We start from the raw sequence: 18,759 nt of genomic DNA on the forward strand, positions 1-18,759 counted from the left end.
TCACCCAAGGAGTTCCTCCCTTGTCCCAGGGCCCCACCACAGACACCGCACCGCGTCCCGACCTCGTCATCGTCGGCGCCGGGCTGTTCGGTCTCACGATCGCCGAGCGGTGCGCCGAGGAGCTCGGCCTCCGCGTGCTCATCCTCGAGCGTCGCCACCACATCGGCGGCAACGCCTACTCCGAGCGTGACCCGGAGACCAACGTCGAGGTGCACAAGTACGGTGCGCACCTGTTCCACACCTCCAACGAGCGGGTCTGGGAGTACGCCAACCGGTTCACCTCCTTCACCGACTACCGGCACCGGGTCTTCGGCAAGTACCAGGGGCAGGTCTACTCCCTGCCGATGAACCTCGCGCTCATCAACCAGTTCTTCGCCCGCTCGCACACCCCCGACGAGGCCCGCGCGCTGATCGCCGAGCAGTCCAGCGAGATGGCCACCGAGGACGCCTCCAACCTCGAGGAGAAGGCGATCAGCCTGATCGGCCGCCCGCTCTACGAGGCGTTCATCAAGGGCTACACCGCCAAGCAGTGGCAGACCGACCCCACCGAGCTCAGCGCCGACATCATCACCCGGCTCCCGGTGCGCTACACGTTCGAGAACGGGTGGTTCAGCGACACCTACGAGGGACTGCCCGTCGACGGCTACACCGCGTGGATGACCCGTATGGCCGACCACCCCAACATCGAGGTGCGCCTCGAGACCGACTTCTTCGAGGTCGCCGACGATTACCGCGGCACGGTCCCGATCGTCTACACCGGGCCCGTCGACGAGTACTTCGGCAACTCCGAGGGCCGCCTGTCGTGGCGCACCGTCGACCTCGAGGAGAGCGTCGTGGACACCGACGACTTCCAGGGCACCGGCGTGATCAACTACAACGACCAGGACGTCCCCTTCACCCGGATCATCGAGTTCAAGCACTTCCACCCCGAGCGGGAGAAGACCCACCTGCCCGGCAAGAGCGTGATCGTCCACGAGTACAGCCGCTTCGCCGAGGAGGGTGACGAGCCCTACTACCCGGTCAACACCGCCGACGACCGCGCCAAGCTGCTCAAGTACCGCGAGCTCGCCAAGGCCGAGCCGATGGTGCTGTTCGGCGGCCGGCTCGGCACCTACAAGTACCTCGACATGCACATGGCCATCGGGTCGGCGCTGTCGATGTACGACAACAAGCTCAAGCCGCACTTCACCGAGGGCGCCGAGCTCACCAGCGGAGGCATCGACGCATGAGCACCACCACACCCGCCACCACACCCGGCACCAGCACACCCGGCACGCACGCGGCCGCGACCGTCACCCGGCTGCTGCAGCGCCAGATCCTGCCGGTCGACAAGAACACCGAGGTGTTCCCGCTCTACGTCGACCTCGAGGAGGCCAAGCTCGACACCGACCGGCACGCCGTCGGTGGCGACAAGGCCGCCAAGGACCTCAACAACGCGGCGATCCGCCAGTCCACCTCGACCGGCAAGAAGCTGCACCCTGACCAGATCCGCTCGCGCACCGAGCTGCGGCTGCGGCCCTCGCAGCCGCTGTCGTTCGGCACCTACTTCAACGCCTTCCCCGCCTCCTACTGGCGCCGGCACACCGTCGTCACCGACGTCGACCTCACCGTCGACGTCGTCGGCGCCGGCACCGTCGTGACCGTCTACAAGTCGATGGCGCGCGGCCACGCCCAGCGCATCGAGTCCGCCGTCGTGGCGGGCGAGGGCCCAGACGCGCGCGCCAGGCTCTCGTTCGCGCTGACGCTCAAGCCCTTCGTCGACGGCGGGTGGTACTGGTACGACGTCGTCGCCGGCGACCACGGCGCGAGCATCGAGGGCGCCGAGTGGACGGCGCAGGTGCCGGCCGACCGCGCCGAGCATGGCACCGTCGACCTCTGCATCACCACGATGCTGCCCGACATGAGCGCCCAGCTGCTCGGCCAGCTCGGCGCGGCCGAGGAGCTGCACCCCTACCTCGACACCGTGATGGTCATGGACCAGGGCAAGCAGAAGGTCACCGACAGCCCCTACTTCCCCGAGGCCGAGCGCGGCCTGGGCGACATGCTGCGGGTGATCGTGCAGGGCAACCTCGGGGGGTCGGGCGGCTACGCCCGCGGCCAGCTGGAGAGCGTCCGCAAGGGCACCGCGACCTACGCGATGATGATGGACGACGACGTCGTCTGCGAGCCCGAGGGCATCATCCGGGCGGTCACGTTCGGCGACCTGGCCAAGCGGCCGACCATCGTCGGCGGCCACATGTTCAACCTCTACAACCGCGCCGAGCTGCACTCCTTCGGCGAGATCGTCCAGCCGTGGCGCTTCTGGTGGCAGACCCGCCTCGACGGCTACAGCCAGTGGGACTTCGCCGCCCGCAACCTGCGCTCCGCGCGCTGGCTGCACAAGCGCGCCGACGTCGACTTCAACGGCTGGTTCATGTGCCTGATCCCGCGCGTCGTGCTCGAGGAGATCGGCCTCTCCCTGCCGATCTTCATCAAGTGGGACGACTCCGAGTTCGGGCTGCGCGCCAAGGAGGCGGGCTACCCGACGGTGTCCTTCCCCGGTGCGGCGGTCTGGCACGTGCCGTGGACCGACAAGAACGACGGCGTCGACTGGCAGTCCTACTTCCACCACCGCAACCGGATCATCGCGGCGCTGCTGCACTCGCCCTACGAGCGCGGCGGCCGGATGGTGCGCGAGAGCCTCAACCACCAGGTCAAGCACCTCGCCTCCCTGCAGTACTCCACCGCCGAGCTGCGCCACCTCGCCATGGAGGACGTGCTGCGCGGGCCCCACGCCCTGCACGGCGAGCTGGCCACCAAGCTCGCCGACATCAACGCGTTCCGGGCGCAGTTCTCCGACGCCCAGCTCCACGCCGACCGCGACGACCTGCCCCCGGTGCGCCGCGAGAAGCCGCCCAAGAAGGGCAAGTCCGACATCGAGATCCCCGGCCGCAAGGCCACGCTGCTGGCCGCGGGGCTCGCCCCGCTGCGCCAGCTGCGGCCGGTGCGGAGGATGGCCGAGGACTACCCCGAGGCCGAGCTCACCGCGATGGACGCCAGCTGGTACAACCTCGCCCGCTATGACTCGGCCGTGGTCTCGATGAACGACGGCTCCTCCGTCGCGCTCTACCGGCGCGACCCGTCGCGCTACCGCGACCTGCTGCGACGCACGATCGAGATCCACCGGCGCTTCCACCGCGAGTGGCCGGCCCTCGCCCAGCAGTACCGCGAGGCGCTCGGCGAGATCACGTCCCCGGAGGCGTGGGAGAAGACCTTCGCGCCCTGGACCGACCCGGCAGAGGGCCCCGCGGGCGGCCCGTCGGGCACGCCCGAGTGAGCCGCCGGTGAGCGCCACCGCCTCCGGCCCGGCCCGGCGCACCACGGGCGAGCTCGAGGCCCTGCCGCTGGCTCCGCCTGCCGCGACGGGCCTCGGCGAGGTCGTGCGCCGGCGCTACCTGCTCGGCATGCTGGTGCGCAACACCATCAAGTCGCGCTACCAGGGCACCGTGCTCGGGTGGCTGTGGAGCTACCTCCAGCCGGCCATCCGGTTCTGCATGTTCTACTTCCTGTTCCAGGTCATGATCGGCCGTGGCGCGGGGATGGAGAACTTCGCCATCCATCTCTTCGCCGGCATGGTGATCGTCCACTTCTTCACCGAGACGTTCAACGGCGGCACCCAGTCGCTGGTGCAGAACCGCTCGCTGATCACCAAGCTCCCCGTGCCGCGCGAGATGTTCCCGGTGGCCCGCATGCTCGTCGCCGGGTGGCACACGGTGCCGATGATCGTGATCCTGGTCATCCCGTGCCTCTTCCTCGGCTGGCGTCCCGACCTGGTGGGGATGGCGGCCGCCCTTCTCGGCTTCAGCCTGGCCGCCGCGCTCGGGCTGGCGCTGGGCCTGCTGTTCAGCGTCGGCAACGTCTTCATGCGCGACATCGGCAAGGTCGCCCAGACCCTCACCCAGTTCGTCACCTTCAGCGTGCCGATGATGTACCCCTTCACGCTCGTCCAGGAGCGCTTCGGCGAGCCGATCGCGAGCTACTACCTCCTCAACCCGATGGCCGAGGCGGTGCTGCTCATCCAGCGCGGCTTCTGGATCGGCACCACCAGCGACCCCGACGCGACGGCGGCCGCGCACCTGCCCGACCACCTGTTCACCCGCGGGCTCGTCATGACGGGCCTCTCGCTCGTGCTGCTCGTGCTGGCCCAGCGGATCTTCGCGCGCCTCGAGTCCAAGGTCCCGGAGCGCTTGTGATGAGCACCCCACGAAACCGCGGCCTTCCCCCGCTTCGCTCCTCCAGCCCACGCTTCCGCAGGGACCCCGCATGACGACCATGATCCAGGTGGAGAACGCCACCAAGGCCTTCACGCTGTCCTACCAGCGCTCCCTCAAGCAGACCGTGCTGGCCAAGGTCCGCGGCCGCAAGACCCACGACACGTTCAACGCCGTCGACGACGTCAGCTTCACCGTGCGCGAGGGGGAGTCGGTCGGCCTGATGGGGCTCAACGGCTCCGGCAAGTCGACGCTGCTCAAGCTCATCAGCGGCGTGATGCGGCCCGACTCCGGCTCGGTGCTCACCCGCGGCCGCATCGCCGGCCTGATCGCCACCGGCACCGGCTTCGACAACAACCTCAGCGGCCGGGAGAACCTCTACCTCAACGCCGCCATCCTGGGGATGTCGCGGGCCGAGACCGACCGCAAGTTCGACGAGATCGTCGACTTCGCCGACCTCGGCAAGTTCCTCGACACCGACGTGGCCTACTACAGCTCCGGCATGAAGGCCCGCCTCGGCTTCTCCGTCGCGGTCAACGTCGACGCCGACATCTTCATCGCCGACGAGGCCCTCGCGGTGGGGGACCGGCCGTTCAAGCGCAAGTGCAAGAAGCGCATGGACCAGATCGTGAAGTCGGGCGTGACGATGTTCTACGTCTCCCACGCCCCCGGATCGGTGCGCAACCTCTGCGACCGCGTCCTGGTGATGGAGAACGGGCGGCTCGGCTTCGACGGCGACGTCGAGGAGGGCATCCGCTACCTCCACTACGACGAGAGCGACGACGACTCCGGCGAGGACGACGGCCTCGGCGCCGACATCTGAGCTCGACATCCCACCGGGGAGCGCCGCGCCGTCCGCGTCCTCGCACGCGTCCCGGCGCGAGCCCAGATCCGTGGCTCGCGTCCCGCTCCGAGAAAGAGGACCGCGGCACCCCACCGGATCCCACCTTCGTGGCGTGTGGACGTGTGAGGCTGTCCACCCACCCGAGGAGCTCACGCATGCTCGCACCCGCCGGCGACGTCGCCGACCGGCTCGAGAGGCTCGCCGCCGCCACCGCAGACGGACAGGTGCCGTCCTCGCCGGGATCGCGGTGGTGGGCCTGCTCGGCATGGCCGTGACACCACCACTCCTCGAGCGCACCCAGTCCGTCGGGCCCGCAGGTTCCGAGGATCGGGTCGTGCTGCCCGACGTACGGTGAGGTCGCATGCGCGCGACGGGCTGGCACGACTACGACGAGTGCTACCCGAGGAAGACCCTGCCGAGACGGCCGCCGGCAACCTCCCGCGCTGAACGGCCTGATGCCCGGGCCGGGGCATGAGCGGGCCGTCCGGGACCCTTGAGCAGCAGGCCGACCTCCTCTGTGGATGAGGCGATCGTGGAGGATCCGGGTCACCTGGTGGCTCGGATCCTCCACGATCGTGTCGGAGTCCCCGCTCGAGCGGGGACTCCGACAGCCCACAAGGGGGCAGTACTCCTCGGTCTGCGGGAGCGTCACCGTGCCACGCAGACGCCCCGGACACGGCAGGAGCGCGGGTCGCGGCAGATCGGAGCCTCGCGGAGCGGAGCCTCAAGGGGCAGGATCGCTCCATGAGGCCGGGGGGCTGGTTGTTGCTGGGCGCGGTGGGGCTCGCCGTGATGGCGGTCGCTGGCGCCTGGGCGCCCGTGCAGCCGGAGATGATCCCCACAGGCGCCGCCTGCCAGACGGCGCCGTGCGGCACGCTGGAGGACCCGGAGAGGTGGCGTCGGGCGTGGTGGCTCTGGTCGATCGGGGCCATGGTCGCGGCAGTCGCTGCGGCGTTCGTCCTGGCGCCGCGGCGGCCGAGCCGGCGAGGCGTCCTGCTTCTTGCGGTGTCTGCGGTGGTGGTCATGGTGCCGGTGGCCGTCTTCGCCTACCTGCTGTCCCTCGGCACCTCCGTGCAAGGAGGCGCCACCGCCGCCGCCTGGGTGCCGATCGTGGGAGTCGCGGTGCTCGGTTCGTGGGCACGGGCGCGGCGGGCTCCTGACCCCGGGATCGACACTCCGAACCGAATCTCGCCTGATTCCGACGCCGATCGGCGATAATTACACCGACGCAACGGCGTGTCGAGTGGAAATTACAACGTTGTAGTTACTCAGAAACTCTTCCGTGACTGGTGTGACTGGTGTGAACTCATCCCTTGTGTGACCTTCCCCCACACAGGAGTAGAGATCCCCATGCGTCCTCTTCAGTCCCGTCTCGTCACCCTCTGCCAGCAGGTGCTGGCGCTGGGTGTCGTGCTCGTCGTGCTCACCCCCGCCTCCGGTGTCGTGTCCCTCGACATCGTGGGCGAGGCGCCCGGCGCCCCGTCCGCCTCCGCGGCACCCGCCGCGTTGATGTCGGCCACCGTGCCGACGAAGGCGGTCACGCCGACGGTCACCGAGGTGCCGCTCACCGGTGAGTCCGGTGGGTTCGCCGGCCTGCGCGGACGCAGCGTCGCCGGTGGTGCCACCCAGGCCCGGGTGGTCAGCACCCCGCAACCGGTCGACGCGTTCGGCGCTGTGGGCGTCACCTGGGGTGCCGGCGAGGTGCTCGAGGAGGACCAGATCACCCTCCGCGTCCGCACCCGCACCGGCGAGGAGTGGAGCGACTGGGAGGACCTGGAGTATCACGACGAGCACGGGCCCGACCCCGGCAGCGCCGAGGCGGCGGGCGCGCGCCCGGGCACCGAGCCCACCTTCGTCGGCGACGTCGACGACGTCCAGGTCGAGGCCCGCACCGACGGTGTGGCCCTGCCCGACGACCTCTCCCTGGCCCTGGTCGACCCCGGCTCGGCGACGCGCACCGAGACCGAGGCTCCGGCCGAGACGGCCAGCGACGACCCGAGCGCGTCGTACGACGAGGAGTACGCCGCGCAGGACGGCTCCACCCCGACGACCGACGGCCTCGCGCTGCAGTCGGCCACCGTGGCGTCGCGCCAGCAGACGGTCGCGCAGCCCACGATCTACTCCCGCGCGCAGTGGGGCGCCGACGAGAGCATCCGCAACAAGAAGTCGCTGCGCTACGGATCGATCAACGGCGGGTTCGTGCACCACACGGTCAACGCCAACAACTACACCGAGGCCCAGGTGCCGGCCCTCCTGCGCAGCATCTACGCCTACCACGTGAAGTCGCGCGGCTGGAGCGACATCGGCTACAACTTCCTCGTCGACCGCTTCGGGCGGATCTGGGAGGGCCGCTACGGCGGCATCGACCGCCCCGTCGTCGGCGCCCACACGCTCAACTACAACGACTACTCGTTCGCGATGTCGGCCATCGGCAACTTCGACGTCGTCCAGCCGCCCGACGTGATGCTGCGCGCCTACGGCCAGCTGTTCGCGTGGAAGCTGTCGCTGCACGGCGTGAACCCCGCCTCGACCGCGCAGACGATCGGGCGCGGCACCTTCCCGGCGATCAGCGGCCACCGCGACGCAGGGTCGACGGCCTGCCCCGGCAAGTACCTCTACGCCCAGCTGCCGCTCATCCGCACCTACGCCTCGCAGGCGGCGCCGGTCGTGACCACGCCGACGGAGCTCGCGATCTCCGAGCCCGCCCCGCAGAACAACCTCGACGCCTCGCCCTATCCCGACCTCGTCGTGCGCCGCGCGTCCGACGGCCGCGGCCTGGTGCTGCCGACGGGCGGCCTGACGTCGTTCCAGAAGCGCATCGTGGTGGGCAAGCGCGGCTGGGACAAGCGCGCCGACGTGCTCGTCTCACCGGACCTCACCGGCGACGGCCTGCCCGACCTGGTGACGGCCGACAAGTCCGGCGTCGTGCGCATCCGGGCCGGCAAGGGCAACGGCAACTTCGGCAAGACCACCCGCAAGATGCGGCTGCGCAACTACTCGCTGCTGACCGCGGTCGGCGACATCAACGGCGACGGCCGCAACGACCTGGCCGCCCGCTTCAAGGGTCGCCTCGTCACGCTGCTGGCGACCAGCAAGGGCGGCTTCGCCCGCAAGGTCACGCGCAAGGGCTACGGCGACTACCGCCAGCTCATCGGAGCCGGCGACGTCAACGGCGACGGCCGCGCCGACCTGCTGGTGCGCAAGAAGAACCGGCTGTTCCTGCAGACCGGCTACGGCACCGGCCGGTTCGCGGCGCCCCGGCGCGTCGCCGGAGCGTGGAGCGGCTACAACCGCATCGTGGCCGGGGACTTCAACGGCGACGGGCGCACCGACCTGGTCGCCCGCTCGTCCAAGGGCACGATGATGCTCAAGCCGGGTCGCGGCGACGGCACGTTCGGTGCCGCGCTGGGACCCGCCACCAACCTCAAGTCGATGCGCTGGATCACCGGCGTCAACCTCGTCGGCGGTGCGGGCGCAGACCTCATCGGCGTGTCCGGCAAGCAGCTCGTCGTCGTCGCCAACCGCGACACCTTCGAGCTCGGCTCGCCCATCGACACCGGGGTGTCGTTCGCCGGCATGGACCGCATCCTCAACGCCGGCGACGTCAACCGCGACGGCTTCGGCGACGTGCTCACCCGCGACGTCTCCGGCCGGCTGTGGCTCTTCGCCGGCAACGGCACCGGCGCCCTCGCGCAGGGACAGGTCCTGGCCGAGGGCTGGGGCGGGATCGAGGGGCTCACCGCGGTCGGCGACGTGACCGGCGACGGTCTCCCCGACCTGGTGGGGACCCCGGCCGGCGGTCCTCCGACGGTGTGGCCCGGCAACGGCTCCAGCTTCAACGCAGGCGTCCCGATCAAGGGGGGAGCGGTGCCGTCGCGGGCCGGGCTTCCCTCCGACCTCTCCGGCTTCGACTGGGTGCTCGAGGTCCAGGCGATGACGCTCAAGGGCTCGGCCGACTACGTGGTGCGCGACCGCGCGAGCGGCGTGGCGTACGTCTACAGCGGCCGCAAGAAGGGCGTGTCCGACCCGCGGGTGCTGGGCGAGGGACTGGGGGCCTTCGACCTGGCCGGGTGAGCAGGCACGGACGAGCCGCGTCCTCAGACCCGCGCCGTCGCCCGTTCGGCGTCGTAGACGCCGTCGAGGCGAGCCGGGTCGGGGTTGCGGACGAGGACCAGCGAGCCGCCTCGTGCGAGGGGCTCGGTGAAGGTGGCCATTCCTGGTGGGGAAGCCGGGTCGGCCACCGAGAGAAGACGGCCGCCGTCGGTGAGCACGCTCCCGGCGGCGGCCGTCAGGTCGTCCGGGCGTTCCGCGCGCGGCCCGAACAGCTCACGCTGGGACAGGTCGTCGGTGGCCGGGTCGTCGCCGGTGGGCGGGTCCCACGCCGTGAAGCCGTCGGGCTGCGACCAGATCTCCACCCCCACGTCGAGCACCCCGGCCGGCAGCGGCTCGGCGAAGCGGACGCCCAGCGGGCGCAGGCTGCAGGCGAGCACCGGCACGGTCGCAGCCCGCGGCGCCCACCGATCCAGGCCGTCGGGGCCGCACACCACGGCGTCCGGCGCGTCGGACGTGGTGACCCGCAGCCCGAGCGTCCAGGCGGCGCCCAGGAAGACCGGCGAGAGCCAGTGCGGAGGCAGGTCGATGCGCAGCGACATGCCACGCTCCAGGTCGGCGACGTCGCTCAGCAGGCCGGACGCCTTGGCCACCCAGTTGGCGTACGTCGTGACCGACAGCTCGACGCGCTCGTCGCTCGCGTGGTCGTAGAACGTCACCAGCGGGCGGCCGGGCTCGCGTCGCAGCTGCGCCGCGAGCACCTCGCTGAACGTGGCGGGAGGGACCATCGGCGCCGGACGCCTCAGACGGCGTTGGGCTCCGGGGAGTCCATGTAGGGGTAGTCCTGCATGAACGTCTCCAGCGCAGGCCCGCTGACCTCGGAGCAGTACTGCCACACGCCGACCTGCTTGGTGGGGTCGGTCTCGCCGACGCCGCCGAGCGACCAGTGGGTGAGGGCGACGTGCTGTCCCTTGGGGAAGGCCTTGCCGTCCTCGGAGGTCCACGGCACGGCCTTGAACTTGTCGCGCAGGTTGTCGGTGCCCTGGAGCTTCGAGGCGATGCCGCGCAGGTGGTCCATCTGCTCGGAGTCGTCGGCGATCGTCTCGTCGTACCAGAGGATCGTGTAGCCGTGCTCGAGGTTGTGCACCAGCTCGCCGAGCTCCGGGCGGTCGGACTTCGTGTAGAGCTTGCGGTCCATGCTGTCCCACACGTTCCAGTGCTGGCCGAAGGCCGGCGGCGCGTCGGGATAGGTCATCGGCGTGCCGATCTCGACGTGGTCCTGGTTGCCCTCGGCCGACTTGGTCGTGACGTCCTGGCACACCGACGCCTTCGCGCCGATCTCGCCGAGCGAGGCGGAGGCGTAGGCACGCAGGTCCCACCAGTCCTTGACGGGCTTGAACGCCGCGGCGCCCACGATCACGACGGCGACGAGGACGCACACGCCCACGATGGCCAGGCCGCGGCGGTTCTCGCGCTTGGACTGCTGTGATCGGATGGAGTCGATGACCGCCTGACGGTCGGTCTTTGCCTGCTTGGCCACGGTGCTCGGTGTCTCTCGGTCGACTGCTGGGGGTGGTGCTCGCCGCGCTGGTTGCGCCTGCGCGGGCAGAGTCTACGTAGTCGCGGGTGACAGGTGGCACACGACGCGACTTCCGGTGGTCTCCCAGCCGGCGATCCGCCAGCCGTGGGCGAAGCACACAGCGGCGACCGCGCCTCGGTCCGAGCCCGCGGGCAGGTGCAGCTCGACGCGACCGGGGTCGTCGTCGACGCGCAGCATCAGGGCCGACGACAGCGCTCGACCGGCACCGACGACGCGGCTCAGCGCCTCGTGCACCTCCTCCGGCGGCGCGGGCGCCCCGAACGGCGCGCGGTCGGACTCGTCGCCGGCCAGCGCGCGTACGACGGCCTCCCGGGCGCCCCAGCCGAAGAGGTCGCCCCCGTCGGGGCGCACGAGTGACACGGCGCCGGGGCCGTCCTCGCCGGGCGGCAGGACGAGGTCGGCACGGCCCCGTACGACCGCGACCGGGCGGCCGGCCAGCTTGCCCTGCGCGAGCTCGGCGGCCCCGGCGATCTCGTCGGCCACCGCGGGCAGCGTCACCGCGAGGGGGTTGCCGTGGGGGTCGGTGCGGCCGGCGAAGTCCTCGGCGACCAGGAGGCCGGCGGCACCGATCGCGATGTCGGTCTGCCCCTCGCGCCACGCCCGACCGGACGTGTCGGTGACGACGACCGCCACGTTGGTCCCGGTGCGCCGGAGCAGCTCCCGGCGCAACGACCGCGCGGAGGCGTCGGGGTCGAGGGGGAGGAGCACGACCGAGCCGGCCGTGACGTTGGAGGCGTCGACCCCGGCCGCGGCCATGGTGAGGCCGAGGCGGTTGCGCACGATCCGCACCGGACCCCGGCGCGCGACGACGCGCACGGTCTCCTCCTCGACGGCGGCGTCCCGCTCGCCCACCCGGGTGCGGCCCTCGGCCTTGCTCACCACCTTGCTCGTCACGCACACGACGTCCCCGTCGCCCAGGGCGGCGTCCGGTCCGGCCCGGTCGAGCGCGTCCAGCACCAGCGCCGCGAGGTCGTCGCCCGCCGAGACCTCGGGGATCCCGTCGGGGGCCCACACCTCCAGGTGGTTCACCGCGATCCCGCCGCGTCGGCGGTGACGAGCGAGACGGCAGCGGCGGCCATCGCCGCGGTGGCGTCGTGGTCGGTCATCATGAGGGGGACGGCCGCCGCGGCGATCCCGGCCCGCTCGAGGCCGGCCACCTGGTCGGCGTCGCGCTCGTCGACGAGCCACCCGTCGAGCACCCCGCCGTCGCGGCGCGCGCCGTAGTGGGCGCCGACGGCACCCGCGCTCACCTCGACACCGATGCCGGCGAGCATCTGCGCCGCCATGCCGCGCACCGGCGCGGAGCCGACGATGGGGGAGATCCCGACCACCGGGGCGGGCGTGGCGCGCACCGCGTCGCGGATGCCCGGGACCCCGAGGATCGTGCCGACCGAGACGACCGGGTTGGAGGGCGGGAGCACGACGAGGTCGGCCCCGGCGATCGCGTCGAGGACACCGGGTGCGGGCGTGGCGGCGTCCTGCCCGACCACCACGACCGCCTCGGCGGGCACGGCGGCGTGCAGCCGCACCCAGTACTCCTGGAAGTGCACGACCCGCCGCCCGCTCGGGCTCTCGGGGTCGGCCACGGCCACGTGCGTCTCCACGCGGTCGTCCGACATCGGGAGCAGCCGCACGCGGTCACCGTGGAGCGGCGTGATCCAGCGGCGGCACAGCGCCTCGGTGACCTGCGAGAGCGTGTACCCGGCCTCGAGCATCTGCGTGCGGACCAGGTGGGTCGCGATGTCGCGGTCGCCCAGGCCGAACCACGTCGGCTCGACGCCGTAGGCCTCCAGCTCGGTCCTGGCGCTCCAGGTCTCGTCGCGGCGACCCCATCCGCGCTCGACGTCGATGCCCTCGCCGAGGGTGTACATCACGGTGTCGAGGTCGGGGCAGACCTTGAGCCCGTGGATCCACCAGTCGTCGGCGGTGTTGGTCACGACCGTGACCTCGGTGTCGCCGGAGCCGCCCGGGACGGTGCCCGTGCGGAGGCCGTGGAGGAGTCCTTGGAGGAAGCGGGCCCCGCCGACACCGCCGGACAGGACGGTGATACGACGGAGCGTGGCTGCGGATGATGACATAGGAGCAGCCTGCCGGAAGCGGAACGGCCATATCAGATCCGGGCTTGACTACGTGGGTACGACAGGCATGTAATTCCAGTAGTGTCGTTCAGTGAACCGGTGTCGGTCAGTTCTGAAAACAGGGTCGAAAGGGCGTCAGCCATGAGAGCAGAACTGTTTCTCCTCGAGCCCGAGGGCGAGGAGTTCGGGTGGCAGGACCGCGCGCTCTGCGCGCAGACGGATCCCGAGGCGTTCTTCCCCGAGAAGGGCGGCTCCACGCGGGAGGCCAAGAAGGTCTGCCTGACGTGCGAGGTCCGCGACGACTGCCTCGAGTACGCATTGATGAACGACGAGCGCTTCGGCATCTGGGGCGGCCTCTCCGAGCGGGAGCGCCGCAAGCTCAAGAAGCGCGCGGTCTGAGGGCCGCGGCCGGACCCCCCGCCGGCCCGTCCCCAGCACCACCACCGGCCCCACCACCCGCACCGCCCCGACGGTTTCATGGAGCGCCGAGCCCCTCGCTAGGGTGCTGCGGTGACCGTCACTGCGCTTCTCGTCAGTCATGACGGGGCGCGTTGGCTCCCAGCAGTCCTCTCCGGCCTGACCGGGCAGACCCACCCGGTCGACCGCGTCGTGGCCGTCGACACCACCAGCCGCGACGAGAGCGCCGACCTCGTCCGCGCCGCCCTCGGCGAGCGGGTCGTCCTCGACGTGGTGCCCGGCTCGACGAGCTATCCCGCCGCCGTGCGACACGGCCTCGAGCTGGCGCCCGCGGCCGACGACGACGAGTGGGTCTGGCTGCTCCACGACGACGCCAACCCCGCCCCGACGGCCCTCGCCGAGCTGCTCGCTGCCGCCGCGGAGCACCCCGACGTGGCGATCCTCGGGCCCAAGCTGCGCGAGTGGCCCTCGCTGCGCCGGCTCCTGGAGGTCGGCCTCACCATCACCGGCACCGGCCGGCGCGAGACGGGCCTCGAGCGCGGCGAGTACGACCAGGGCCAGCACGACGCGGTGCGCGAGGTGCTCGCGGTCAACACCGCCGGCATGCTGGTGCGTCGCCGCGTGCTCGAGTCGCTCGGCGGGCTCGACGAGGAGCTGCCGATCTTCGGCAACGACATCGACTTCGGCTGGCGGGCCGCGCTCGCGGGCCACCACGCCCTCGTGGTGCCGCAGGCGGTCGTGTTCCACGCCGAGGCCGCCCACCGCGGCATCCGGCGCACGCCGCTCACCGGGCGCCACACCCACTACCAGGAGCGTCGCGCCGCCCTCTTCACGTCGCTGGCCAACGTGTCCACGCGCGGCTTCGCCTGGCAGTACGTCCGGCTCTTCCTCGGCTCGCTGCTGCGGGTGCTGGGGTTCCTCGCCGTGCGCTCGGTGGGGGAGGCCCTCGACGAGCTGGCGGCGACGCTGTCCGTGCACGGGCGTCTCGGGCAGCTCCTCGCCGCCCGGCGCGAGCGGGCCCGGGCACGGCAGGGCGAGGCCGCCGACGTACGCCGCCTGCTGGCGCCGTGGTGGCTGCCCTACCGGCACGGCCTCGACTTCGTCACCGACCTCGCCTCCGCGGCCACGAGCCAGGCCGTCGACGTCGCCGAGCGGCGCCGGCTCGCCAAGGCGACCGAGTCGTCCCCGGCCGCGGGCTCGCGCATCGAGCGTCGCGGCCCGGTCGAGGACGACGAGGACGCCTTCCTCACCGACACGGGCATCGTGGCGCGGTTCTTCACCAACCCCGTCGCGGTCGTGCTGGCCCTCTTCGCGGTCCTCGCGCTGGTCGCCGGGCGCGAGGCGTTCGGGTCGATCACCGGGGGCGCGCTCTCGCCGGTGCCCGAGGCCGCCGCCGACTGGTGGCGGCTGCACGTGTCGAGCTGGCACCCGCTCGGCACCGGCACCGACGTGCCCGCGCCGGCCTACGTGCTGCCGTTCGCGCTGGGCGCCACCGTCCTCCTGGGCAGCACCAGCGCCGTGGTGTCCGCGCTCATGCTGCTGGCGGTGCCGTTCGCGGCCTGGGGCGCGTGGCGCCTGCTCAAGGTCGTCGGCCGGCTCGTCGACCCGCTGGGCCTGCCGCGCTGGCTCGTGGTGTGGGGCGCGCTGACCTACGCGCTCGTCCCGGTCACGTCGGGGGCGTGGGCCGAGGGCCGGTTCGGCATCGTCGCGGTCGCCGCGCTGCTGCCGTGGACCGCCCACGCCGCCCTCGGCTTCGTCGACCCCGACCGCGACCGGCGCTGGCGAGCCGCGTGGCGCACGGCGCTGCTGCTGGCCCTCGGCGCGGCGTTCGTCCCGGGCCTCTGGCTCTTCGCCCTGCTCGCCACCGCCGTCGTCCTGGGCGCGGCGGCCGTCATCGCCCCGCGGCTGCTGCGCGAGCGCGACAGCTGGGGCCCGCCGGTGGTCGCCGTGGCCGCGACCCCGGTGCTGCTCGCCCCCTGGCTGGTGCCGCTGCTGACGACGGGCTCGGCGTCCGGGCTGCTGCTCGAGGCCGGTCGACTCACGGTCGATCAGGTCACCTTCGGCGGCCTCGTCACCGGCCGGCTCAACGACCTCGGCGCCCCTTGGTGGCTCGGCGTGGTGCTCGCCCTGCTGGCGGTCGTCGCCCTGGTCCCGCGGCGGACGCGGGTGGCGGTGCTCCTGTGCTGGCTGGTGGCGCTCGCCGCGGCGGTCGTCTCCGGCCTGCTGTCGCACGTGACCCTCGACCTGCCCGCGGTCACCACGCGGCCCACCCTGGGCCTGTTCGTGGTGATCCTGCAGGGCACGGCGGTCGTGGCGGTCGTGCTCGGCGCCGACGCCTACCTGCGCCGGCTCACCGACCACCACCCGTGGTGGCAGCGCGGTGTGGCGACGGCGCTGGCCATCGCCGCCGCGGTCGTGCCGCTCGGCGGGCTGGGCTGGTGGCTGACCACGTCGGCCGACGAGGAGGTGCTCTCGCACGACAGCGAGCAGACCGTGCCGGTCTACATGGAGCAGAGCTCGCTGCTCGGCGACGAGCACGGCGTGCTGGTCATCGACGGCTCGGTCGAGGACGGGGTCGCCTACCGCATCCGGCGCGACGACGGCACCACCGTCGGCGAGGACGAGATCCTCACCCTGGCCGACGAGGACCCCGGCCTGACCAGCGACGTGCAGGCGCTGGTCTCCGCGCCGACGCCCGCCGTCGTGGCCGACCTCGGTGCCCGCGGCATCGAGTACGTCGTGCTGAGCTCGCCCGCCGACGGCCGGATCTCCTCGCTCCTCGACGCCACCGCCGGCCTCGAGCAGGCCAGCGCCGAGGACCGCGCCACCCGCGCCTGGCGCGTGGACCGGCCCCTCGACCCCGACTCGGTGGACGGGCCGAGCCCGTGGTGGCGCACCGTGCTGCTGGTGGTGCAGGGCGCCGCCATCGTGCTCGCGCTCGTGCTCGCCGCCCCGACCGTCCGGACGCGACGGCAGGGGGACCGCGATGCCTGAGCCCACCGCACCCACCCCCGGCGGGGGCCGCCGCAGGGCGGCCGAGACCACGAGCCGCCGGCCCTCGCCACTGACGATCCTGGCCGTGGCGATCCCGCTGCTGACCGTCGCCGCGCTCGCCCTGGTGCGGCCGGCCGCCGAGCCGCAGGCGTCCCACGCACCGACCGACGCGCCGCTCGACCGGGTCACGACGGTCTGTCCCGCCCGGCTGCCCGGCGCCGACGAGGTGCGCTTCGGCAGCACCGGGCTGGCCTCGGGCGACCTGGCGCTGCGAGTCGGTCGCCGCGAGGTGACCCAGCCCGTGACCGACGGGGTCGCGGCCCGCGAGGAGCGGCGCTACGTCGTCGTCAACGGCACCGGCGAGCTGGCCGAGGGCCTCGTCGCGTCCCGCTCCGGGGGCGGCTCGGCCACCGACTGCGACCAGCCGGCACCCGAGCGGTGGTTCACCGGCGTCGGCGCATCGGCGGAGCACACCTCGACGCTCACCCTGATCAACCCCGACCGCGGCCCGGCCGTCGCCGACGTCACCGTCTGGGACGGCAGCGGGCAGGTGGACGTCCCGGCGCTGCGGGGCGTGCGCGTCCCCGGCGGCCGGTCCACCTCCTTCGACCTCGCGAAGGTCGTGCCCAACCGCGACGCCCTCGCCCTGCGGGTGGTCGTCACCCGCGGCCGGCTCGCGTCGAGCGTCGTCGACGTCGTCGACCCGGTGGGTCGCGCCCGCCCGCTGCGCGAGTGGCTGCCGTCGCAGGCCGAGCCCGCCGCGACGTCCTACGTCGCGGGGGTGGGCACGTCGCGCGCCGACCGCCTCCTGACCCTGGCTAACCCCGGCGACAGCGAGGTCCGGGTCGCCCTGGAGCTGGTCAGCGAGGAGAGCGAGTTCGCGCCCGAGGGCGTGGACGAGGTGACCCTCGCGCCCGCGACGGTCACCGAGGTCGACCTCACCGGCGTCCTGCGTGGGCGCCTGCTGCAGGGCGTGCAGGCGCTTCGGCTGGAGGCGACCGGTCCGGTCACCGCCTCGCTGCGCACCCGCACGGCGGGCGACCTCGCGCTCGCCGCTGCCGGCTCCGCGATCGACGGCGACGCGGCCGTCGCGCTCCCCGCCGGGGCCAAGCGCTTCGTCGTCACGGGCGCGACCGCGCCCGGCCTGGTCACGCTGCGGGCATGGGACGAGGACGGGACCGCCGTGGTCCGCGAGCGCCGCGTCGAGCTCGACCCGGCGACCGCGGCGCGGATCAAGGTGCCCGACGACGCGGCGCTGGCCCTGCTGAGCGTCGAGCGCACCAGCGCGGTGGTGTCGGTCGAGGTGGACGACCGCGGCCTGTCGGTGCTGCCCCTGCCGCAGCTCGACACCACCAGCCAGGTGCCCGACGTGCGTCCGGCCCAGCGCTAGCCGGGACTCCTGCCCACGAGCCTCAGTCGGCGTACCTCTCGTCGACCTGCCCGGGCGTGAGGTTGAGCAGCTCGGCGATCTGCTCGACGACGACGGTGTGCACCATCGCCTCGAGCTCGTCGCGACTGCTCGAGCGGTGCTCGATCGGGCGTCGGAAGATCACCAGCCGGGTGGGGTCCTGGCCCTTGCCGCGCACCAGCGACGACAGCGGCACCGTCTCGTCGCCCCAGTCGTCGGGAAGCATGGGCGCGTCCTCGACGGCGTACTCCACCAGCCCGAGGTGGCGGTGCCACCGCTCGTCGAGGGGGGTCACCACGTCGAGCACGAGCTGGTCGAAGCGCTGCCGAGCGGTGCGCAGCGCCGGCGTGCCGGGCCGGGCGGGCGCCACGCCCGGGCCGCGCATGCCGCGCCCGCGCCGGTCACGGGTGCGGCGCGCGCGGGTCTCGCCGCCCTCCGGTCCACTGTCCGGTCCGCGTGCCTCGCTGCCCACCCCGATGTCCACGCCGCGAGCCTAAGCGCCGCACGTGGGTGCGGCGGGTAGCGTCAGGGCCGTGAGCCTTGCCCGTCGTTGTTCGCGGACGGCGTGTGGCCGTTCTGCGGTCAACACGCTGACCTATGTCTACGCCGACCAGACGGCCGTCCTCGGCCCGCTGGCGACGTACGCCGAGCCGCACGCCTACGACCTCTGCGAGCTGCACAGCGAGCGGCTGTCCGCCCCGCGCGGCTGGGAGGTGCTGCGGCTCGCGGGCGACCCCGCGGCGCAGGGGCCGAGCAGCGACGACCTCCTCGCGCTGGCCGACGCCGTGCGCGAGGCGGCCCGGCCGGCCCCGGCCCCGGCGCCGCTGCACTCCACCGACGACTCGTCCCGCGGCGCCAAGCGGGGGCACCTGCGGGTGCTCACCTCCACTGACTGACAGCGCCCGGCACCCCCTAGGATCATCGGCGTGAACATCGACGAGCAGCTGCTGAGCATCATCGTCTGCCCGGCCTGCCACGGCGAGCTGTCGCCGGACGCGTCCGGCGGTGCCGAGGAGCTCGTGTGCCAGGGGTGCGGCAACGCCTACCCGGTCCGCGACGACATCCCGGTGCTGCTGGTCGACGAGGCCCGCAAGCCCGTCTGAGGAGCTGGCTGTGGC

16 protein-coding genes are annotated in these 18,759 nt (G+C 72.6%); 11 read left to right on the plus strand and 5 right to left on the minus strand.

Annotated elements, in window-relative coordinates:
• The first annotated feature begins 20 nt into the window (after nucleotides 1-20).
• From glf to JX575_RS05300, 6 genes are all read left to right on the plus strand, one after another.
• Complete coding sequence (gene glf, locus JX575_RS05275) at nucleotides 21-1,229, plus strand: UDP-galactopyranose mutase (protein ID WP_186341430.1); 1,209 nt, start codon at nucleotides 21-23, stop codon at nucleotides 1,227-1,229.
• Nucleotides 1,226-3,316 (plus strand): glycosyltransferase, encoded by a 2,091-nt coding sequence (locus JX575_RS05280; RefSeq protein WP_186341431.1) that lies wholly within the window; start codon nucleotides 1,226-1,228, stop codon nucleotides 3,314-3,316. Before glf ends, JX575_RS05280 begins: the two co-directional genes overlap by 4 nt.
• A gap of 7 nt (nucleotides 3,317-3,323) precedes the next feature.
• Nucleotides 3,324-4,232 (plus strand): ABC transporter permease, encoded by a 909-nt coding sequence (locus JX575_RS05285; RefSeq protein WP_241005344.1) that lies wholly within the window; start codon nucleotides 3,324-3,326, stop codon nucleotides 4,230-4,232.
• A 70-nt stretch (nucleotides 4,233-4,302) separates the two neighbouring features.
• Entirely contained in the window at nucleotides 4,303-5,073 is a 771-nt protein-coding gene (locus JX575_RS05290; RefSeq protein WP_186341432.1) for an ABC transporter ATP-binding protein, read from the plus strand.
• A 765-nt stretch (nucleotides 5,074-5,838) separates the two neighbouring features.
• Nucleotides 5,839-6,312 carry a hypothetical protein gene (locus JX575_RS05295; protein WP_186341433.1) on the plus strand — a complete coding sequence of 158 codons (474 nt, stop codon included), beginning with the start codon at nucleotides 5,839-5,841 and terminating at the stop codon, nucleotides 6,310-6,312.
• A gap of 132 nt (nucleotides 6,313-6,444) precedes the next feature.
• On the plus strand, nucleotides 6,445-9,168 hold the full coding sequence (locus JX575_RS05300) for an FG-GAP-like repeat-containing protein (protein WP_186341434.1): 2,724 nt from the start codon (nucleotides 6,445-6,447) through the stop codon (nucleotides 9,166-9,168).
• 23 nt (nucleotides 9,169-9,191) lie between these two features.
• Here JX575_RS05300 and JX575_RS05305 read toward each other — a convergent pair whose 3' ends face one another.
• The 4 genes from JX575_RS05305 to cofD form a co-directional block, all read right to left on the minus strand.
• Nucleotides 9,192-9,932: a TIGR03089 family protein gene (locus JX575_RS05305; RefSeq protein ID WP_186341435.1), complete on the minus strand. Its 741-nt coding sequence runs from the start codon at nucleotides 9,930-9,932 to the stop codon at nucleotides 9,192-9,194.
• Between the two features lie 14 nt (nucleotides 9,933-9,946).
• Nucleotides 9,947-10,684, minus strand: a complete 738-nt coding sequence (locus JX575_RS05310; protein WP_186341436.1) for a DUF3105 domain-containing protein — start codon at nucleotides 10,682-10,684, stop codon at nucleotides 9,947-9,949.
• 72 nt (nucleotides 10,685-10,756) lie between these two features.
• Nucleotides 10,757-11,773: a coenzyme F420-0:L-glutamate ligase gene (cofE, locus tag JX575_RS05315; protein WP_186341437.1), complete on the minus strand. Its 1,017-nt coding sequence runs from the start codon at nucleotides 11,771-11,773 to the stop codon at nucleotides 10,757-10,759.
• On the minus strand, nucleotides 11,770-12,822 hold the full coding sequence (gene cofD / locus JX575_RS05320) for a 2-phospho-L-lactate transferase (protein ID WP_186341438.1): 1,053 nt from the start codon (nucleotides 12,820-12,822) through the stop codon (nucleotides 11,770-11,772). The genes cofE and cofD overlap by 4 nt, the downstream gene beginning before the upstream one ends.
• A gap of 141 nt (nucleotides 12,823-12,963) precedes the next feature.
• Here cofD and JX575_RS05325 point away from each other — a divergent pair, with 141 nt between their 5' ends.
• The 3 genes from JX575_RS05325 (at nucleotide 12,964) to JX575_RS05335 (ending at nucleotide 17,623) form a co-directional block, all read left to right on the plus strand.
• Nucleotides 12,964-13,221: a WhiB family transcriptional regulator gene (locus JX575_RS05325; protein ID WP_056605988.1), complete on the plus strand. Its 258-nt coding sequence runs from the start codon at nucleotides 12,964-12,966 to the stop codon at nucleotides 13,219-13,221.
• Nucleotides 13,222-13,332: 111 nt separating this feature from the next.
• Nucleotides 13,333-16,233: a glycosyltransferase family 2 protein gene (locus tag JX575_RS05330; RefSeq protein ID WP_186341439.1), complete on the plus strand. Its 2,901-nt coding sequence runs from the start codon at nucleotides 13,333-13,335 to the stop codon at nucleotides 16,231-16,233.
• Nucleotides 16,226-17,623, plus strand: a complete 1,398-nt coding sequence (locus tag JX575_RS05335) for a DUF5719 family protein (protein ID WP_186341440.1) — start codon at nucleotides 16,226-16,228, stop codon at nucleotides 17,621-17,623. The genes JX575_RS05330 and JX575_RS05335 overlap by 8 nt, the downstream gene beginning before the upstream one ends.
• A 22-nt stretch (nucleotides 17,624-17,645) precedes the next feature.
• Here the strand turns inward: JX575_RS05335 and JX575_RS05340 are convergent, their stop codons facing one another.
• Nucleotides 17,646-18,125 (minus strand): metallopeptidase family protein, encoded by a 480-nt coding sequence (locus JX575_RS05340; RefSeq protein ID WP_241005345.1) that lies wholly within the window; start codon nucleotides 18,123-18,125, stop codon nucleotides 17,646-17,648.
• A gap of 49 nt (nucleotides 18,126-18,174) precedes the next feature.
• Here JX575_RS05340 and JX575_RS05345 point away from each other — a divergent pair, with 49 nt between their 5' ends.
• Together JX575_RS05345 and JX575_RS05350 are read left to right on the plus strand one after the other, a co-directional pair.
• Entirely contained in the window at nucleotides 18,175-18,537 is a 363-nt protein-coding gene (locus tag JX575_RS05345; RefSeq protein WP_186341441.1) for a DUF3499 domain-containing protein, read from the plus strand.
• A 36-nt stretch (nucleotides 18,538-18,573) separates the two neighbouring features.
• Nucleotides 18,574-18,744, plus strand: coding sequence for a Trm112 family protein (locus JX575_RS05350; RefSeq protein ID WP_206054599.1), 171 nt, complete (start codon nucleotides 18,574-18,576; stop codon nucleotides 18,742-18,744).
• Nucleotides 18,745-18,759 lie beyond the last annotated feature (15 nt).

Source organism: Nocardioides sp. zg-1228 (assembly GCF_017086465.1).
In the GTDB taxonomy this organism is placed as follows: domain Bacteria; phylum Actinomycetota; class Actinomycetes; order Propionibacteriales; family Nocardioidaceae; genus Nocardioides.

What these genes read in the sequence shown, in the direction of transcription:
- JX575_RS05280 (WP_186341431.1), top strand. Translation starts at nt 1,226, where the DNA reads ATGAGCACCACCACACCCGCCACCACACCCGGCACCAGCACACCCGGC.
- JX575_RS05290 (WP_186341432.1), top strand. Translation starts at nt 4,303, where the DNA reads ATGACGACCATGATCCAGGTGGAGAACGCCACCAAGGCCTTCACGCTG.
- JX575_RS05295 (WP_186341433.1), top strand. Translation starts at nt 5,839, where the DNA reads ATGAGGCCGGGGGGCTGGTTGTTGCTGGGCGCGGTGGGGCTCGCCGTG.
- JX575_RS05300 (WP_186341434.1), top strand. Translation starts at nt 6,445, where the DNA reads ATGCGTCCTCTTCAGTCCCGTCTCGTCACCCTCTGCCAGCAGGTGCTG.
- JX575_RS05305 (WP_186341435.1), bottom strand. Translation starts at nt 9,932, where the DNA reads ATGGTCCCTCCCGCCACGTTCAGCGAGGTGCTCGCGGCGCAGCTGCGA.
- cofD (WP_186341438.1), bottom strand. Translation starts at nt 12,822, where the DNA reads ATGTCATCATCCGCAGCCACGCTCCGTCGTATCACCGTCCTGTCCGGC.
- JX575_RS05325 (WP_056605988.1), top strand. Translation starts at nt 12,964, where the DNA reads ATGAGAGCAGAACTGTTTCTCCTCGAGCCCGAGGGCGAGGAGTTCGGG.
- JX575_RS05335 (WP_186341440.1), top strand. Translation starts at nt 16,226, where the DNA reads ATGCCTGAGCCCACCGCACCCACCCCCGGCGGGGGCCGCCGCAGGGCG.